Here is a 4,446-nt window from a genome sequence, read left to right on the forward strand (position 1 = left end):
CCCGCCCGCGCTCAGCCAGTGACCGGCGTTGTTGCCGCGGCACAGGTGAAGCCCGAAGGTGACGCCGGCCGCGTCGGCGAGCGCGTTCACCATCTCGACTCCCTCGCTGAGCATCCGTGCGGTGGAAATTCCATGCGCCTCGAAAACCCGCTCGCGCGTCGAGGGATCGACGAGCGCCGCCAGCTCGGGCGCGTCGATCTGGATGTATTCGCATCCGAGGCTCGCCAGTTCGGCGACCTCGGCGCGCAGAATATCGACCGCGTCGGCGAAAAGCGCGAAGGGCTCGGGATAGGCCGCCGCCGAATGTTCGGGCGACCAGCGCAGCGCCATCATCAGCGGACTCGGCAGCGCCATCTTGAGTGGCAATTGCGCGCGGCCGCGCGCGTAGATGAATTCCTCGGCCGCGAGTGAGCGCCGCCGCCTGAGCTTGCCGGTGACTGTTAGCGGCACCGCGAGATTGACCTCGCCGCCGCCGGCAGTCCCGCCGCCGCGCCATCGCCGCGTGTCGAACGCGACCGCCTCGAAACCCGCGACGTAGTCGGTCAGCGGCGCGACGAAGCCCGACCGACGCATCTCGCCGTCGCTCGCCACGTCGAGGCCGCAGCGCTCCTGCAGCGCGATCGCCTCGTTGACGGCGCGGTCTTCGATGCGCTTGAACTGGGCGGTCGCGATGCGGTCGGCGGCGAAGTCGATGCGCGCCTGCTTGAGCCACGCTGGCCGCAGCATCGAACCGATCACCTCCGCGCGATAGATCGCGGCCATCGCTCAGCGCACCGCATAGCCGCCATCGACGACGACGGTGGCGCCGGTCACGAAATCGGAAGCCCGCGAGGCGAGAAACACCGCCGCGCCCGCGCATTCCTTGGGCATGCCGAAGCGGCCGGCCGGCGTGCGCTTCACGACCTCGTCGTAAAAAGGACGGCCTTTCATCGGCGCGGTCAGCTCGCTCTCGATCCATCCGGGCACCAGCGCGTTGACCTGGATATTGTGCGCCGCCAGCTCGACCGCCATCGATTTCGTCAGTTGGACGAGTCCGCCCTTGGAGGCGGCATACGAGGGCAGGATCGGATTGCCGAAGTGCGAGTACTCGCTCGCGATATTGACAATCTTGCCGCGCCTGCGCGGCGCCATCGAGCGCGCCGCGATCTGCGAGAGCAGAAAGCACGAGTTGAGATTGGTTTCGATCACGCGGTCCCAGGCCGCGGCGTCAACCTTGAGCACGCCGCCCGGGAGCGCGATGCCCGCGTTGTTGACCAGGATATCGATCGGGCCGAGCTTGCGCTCGACTTCCGCCATCGTGGGCGCGAGCGCGGCGCGATCGGTCACGTCAAGCCGAAGCGCGATCGATGCGGCGCCGAGCGCGCGCAATTCACCGAGGACCGCTTCGTTCTTCTCCTGACTGCGCGCCAGCACCGCAACCGCGGCGCCAGCCGCCGCGAGCCCGAGCGCGATCCCGCGGCCGATACCGCCGTTGCCGCCGGTAACCACGGCGACGCGGCCGTCCAGATTGAACATCTCCGGCGCCGGCATAGACGCATTTTCCTCCTTGGCGCGTTCGCGCCAATGCTGCATTTTCCGGTCCTGTTTCGCAACTCGGTGTTGGGCATTCATCGCTGCGCGCTGAGCCCTCGCACGCTGATGCCCGTGAGCAGCAGCCTTCGCTGCTGCCCGCCGATAGCCGCGGTGAGTTTTTAATTCGCAGCTTCACCGTAGGTTGCGCTATATGAAGGACCCCAGGGACAGAGGCATCCGGCATGAAACAGATAAAACTTCGTACGACCGCCGAACGTATGGAAGCGGGCAAAGCGCTGCGGCAAAAATGCTCTCGCCTATCGCAAGGCAAAGTTATTCTCGGACAGGGCAAGCGCAACATCGTCAGCCTGATCGAGGCTTCAAACAAGGGCCGACTGGAGCCCCTGGTCCCGATTCGTCATGGGCGGATGCTCCAGTCCGCATTCGCTTATTTTCGAGGCACCGCCCTGATACAGGCGCACGACCTCAAGGGCACGCCGTCAAGCGGGATAAATGTTCATGCCTGCGGCGACTGTCATCTGATGAACTTCGGCGGCTTCGCGACGCCTGAACGAAATCTCGTCTTCGATATCAACGATTTCGACGAGACGCTGCCTGCTCCCTTCGAGTGGGACATCAAGCGCCTCTCCGCAAGCTTCGTGATCGCCGCGCGGTGGCGCGGATTCCGCTCCAGGCAGGCGAGGGAAATCGCCGTTGCGGCCGTCTCATCGTATCGAGAGTCGATGAGAACGCGCGCTGGGACCGGTGTTCTTGAAGCATGGTACTCCAGAATCACTCTCGAGGACCTGCGTGAGTTTGCTGGACATGACCCTAACGTGACCGGACAGATAAAGAAAAAGATTGCTGAAGCGCGCAAGCAAACTCACGAACACGTGTACAACAGGATCACCGCGCCGCCCAAGCGGGGGATGCCGCATATCATCGACCAGCCGCCGCTCCTCTACCACGTCGACAAGTCGCTGATAAATGATCAAGTCATCAAGGCCTTTTTCAAACGGTATCGCGAAACCCTCGCGGAAGAGCGCCGCATGCTGTTCGACCGCTACAAGGCGGTCGATGTAGCCCTGAAAGTCGTGGGAGTAGGGAGCGTAGGGACTCGCTGCTTCGTCGCGCTTCTTCTGGCCGCTCCTGATGATCCATTATTTCTCCAGATCAAGGAGGCGCGCCCTTCCGTGCTCGAACGCTATACCGGTCACAAACCCGTGGCGCACAACGGCCAGCGGGTTGTGATCGGACAGCGCCTGATGCAATCCGCCAGCGACATCTTTCTGGGTTGGTCCAGAGGACCAAGAGGCCGCGACTTCTATGTTCGCCAGCTCAGGGACATGAAGATCGCGCCCGATGTCGAGACGCAGACTCCGCAGCTTATGGGGATGTATGCGAAGTTCTGTGGGCTTGCCCTGGCCCGCGCACACGACAAGGCGGGCGATGCGGCAATGATAGCCGGGTATCTCGGCAGCATCGATCATTTCGACGAGGCGATTGGAGATTATGCCGTGGCGTATGCCGATCAGGTCGAGCGCGACTACGATACGTTTGTGAAAGCGGTCAGGAGCGGACGGCTGAAGAGCGACCTGAGTCCAAGCCGTCTTGCGACCGCGCTCAGATAAATCGTCTGCGGCACCCGCGAACGCGGCTCCCGTCCTCGGATTCGCTCGATGCCTTTCGAGCGCCAATCGCAAATCGATTCCGGTCCCGTCGCAGGCAAGCGGGGAGCATGGGCATCCTCGCTAAGCAAGCTGCCGTGCGGCGGACGGTGGCACAGCCGCCGCCTCTCGCGGCAGAAAACGATCGCGCAGAAGCAGTGCGGGGCGCTCGACCGATGCATAAAGCAGTGCGCCGCCGAGCAGCGCGGCCCCGCCATAAACCATGATCGCCAGTGTGTAATGACCCGCCAGGCTCTGGCCTGCCACCAGGCCGACGAGATGATAAACCCCCTTGTGGGTCAGGTAGAGACTATAGGCCATCGCGGCGACAGCGCCCACTCCCGGAAGCGCTCTGCGGCTTATCAGGCTCGAGGGGCTCGCGCCGGCGGCAACCAGGCATCCCATGCCGAGCGAGAGGATCGGATAGCCGATAACGGAGGGCAGGAACGCACTCTGATCACGGAAAAGACAGATCGCGACGGCGAGACAGGGGAGAGCGCCGCCCAACAGCAGATTCCCGCGGCGCATAAAAATGTGCCACACGCCTGGGCGGAAGCTTTTGAACATAGCAACGACGACGCCGGCCAAAAGCCCGTCGAGCCGCGTCCAGGTGGGATAGTGGATGAGTTCCACCCAACGCTGAAAGAAATTGCCGTATCCATGCATTACACCGGCCACAGGCGCGAGAGCATGCAGCCAGATCGCGGCGCGCAACAGTGTTCCGCCGAGCACGATCGAAATGCATAACATGACGACCTTCCAGCCGGCCGGACGGCGCGCCAGCAGATATGCCGCGACCGGCGCCACGAGATAGAATTGCTCCTCGATGCAGAGCGACCAGGCATGCGAGAAGGCCCTGGCATGATGGGAATCGACGAACAGGTTCTCGGTGAAGGTTAGAAACTGCCATAGCGGCGCTATCCTGGGAGACTCGCGAAATACCGGCACCATGAAATACAGAGTCACAACGGCGAGGTACGGCGGCAGCGTCCGGAAGAGCCTGCGAAAATAGAACGGCACGGGACGCAGCGCCTGTCCCTTGCTAAGGGGCCGCAAAAGCTGGCTGCCGATCAGAAACCCGCTCAGCGCGAAGAACAAATCCACGCCCATCCAGCCGAACCTCGCCACGTGGTCCGAGCTCGCCACGATCTGGAAGGCCTGCGCGTGGAAATCCATCACCCAGAGAATCGCGATCGCGCGCAGAAGGTCCAGGCCCGGCAGCCTGTCCGTTGATTCGTGTCGAGGCTGCTTTAGATCGATTTGCCGA

Annotated in this window: 4 protein-coding genes; 1 reads left to right on the forward strand and 3 read right to left on the reverse strand. The window is 63.2% G+C overall.

The window, feature by feature from the left end:
• Both VMI09_04460 and VMI09_04465 read right to left on the reverse strand, forming a co-directional pair.
• A partial coding sequence (locus VMI09_04460; GenBank protein ID HTQ23924.1) for a hypothetical protein occupies positions 1-762 on the reverse strand: 762 nt, incomplete at its 3' end.
• 3 nt (positions 763-765) lie between these two features.
• Positions 766-1,530 carry a glucose 1-dehydrogenase gene (locus VMI09_04465; GenBank protein HTQ23925.1) on the reverse strand — a complete coding sequence of 255 codons (765 nt, stop codon included), beginning with the start codon at positions 1,528-1,530 and terminating at the stop codon, positions 766-768.
• Between the two features lie 224 nt (positions 1,531-1,754).
• Here VMI09_04465 and VMI09_04470 point away from each other — a divergent pair, with 224 nt between their 5' ends.
• Positions 1,755-3,143, forward strand: coding sequence for a DUF2252 domain-containing protein (locus tag VMI09_04470; protein ID HTQ23926.1), 1,389 nt, complete (start codon positions 1,755-1,757; stop codon positions 3,141-3,143).
• Between the two features lie 120 nt (positions 3,144-3,263).
• On the opposite strand, the gene VMI09_04475 is transcribed toward VMI09_04470, so the two are convergent.
• Positions 3,264-4,446 (reverse strand): acyltransferase (locus VMI09_04475; protein HTQ23927.1); only part of this gene is annotated, 1,183 nt, incomplete at its 5' end.

The organism is Candidatus Binataceae bacterium (assembly GCA_035500095.1).
GTDB lineage: Bacteria > Desulfobacterota > Binatia > Binatales > Binataceae > JAKAVN01.

Excerpts from the sequence above, each read along its gene's own strand:
- VMI09_04465 (HTQ23925.1), bottom strand. The coding sequence starts at position 1,530 with ATGCCGGCGCCGGAGATGTTCAATCTGGACGGCCGCGTCGCCGTGGTT.
- VMI09_04470 (HTQ23926.1), top strand. The coding sequence starts at position 1,755 with ATGAAACAGATAAAACTTCGTACGACCGCCGAACGTATGGAAGCGGGC.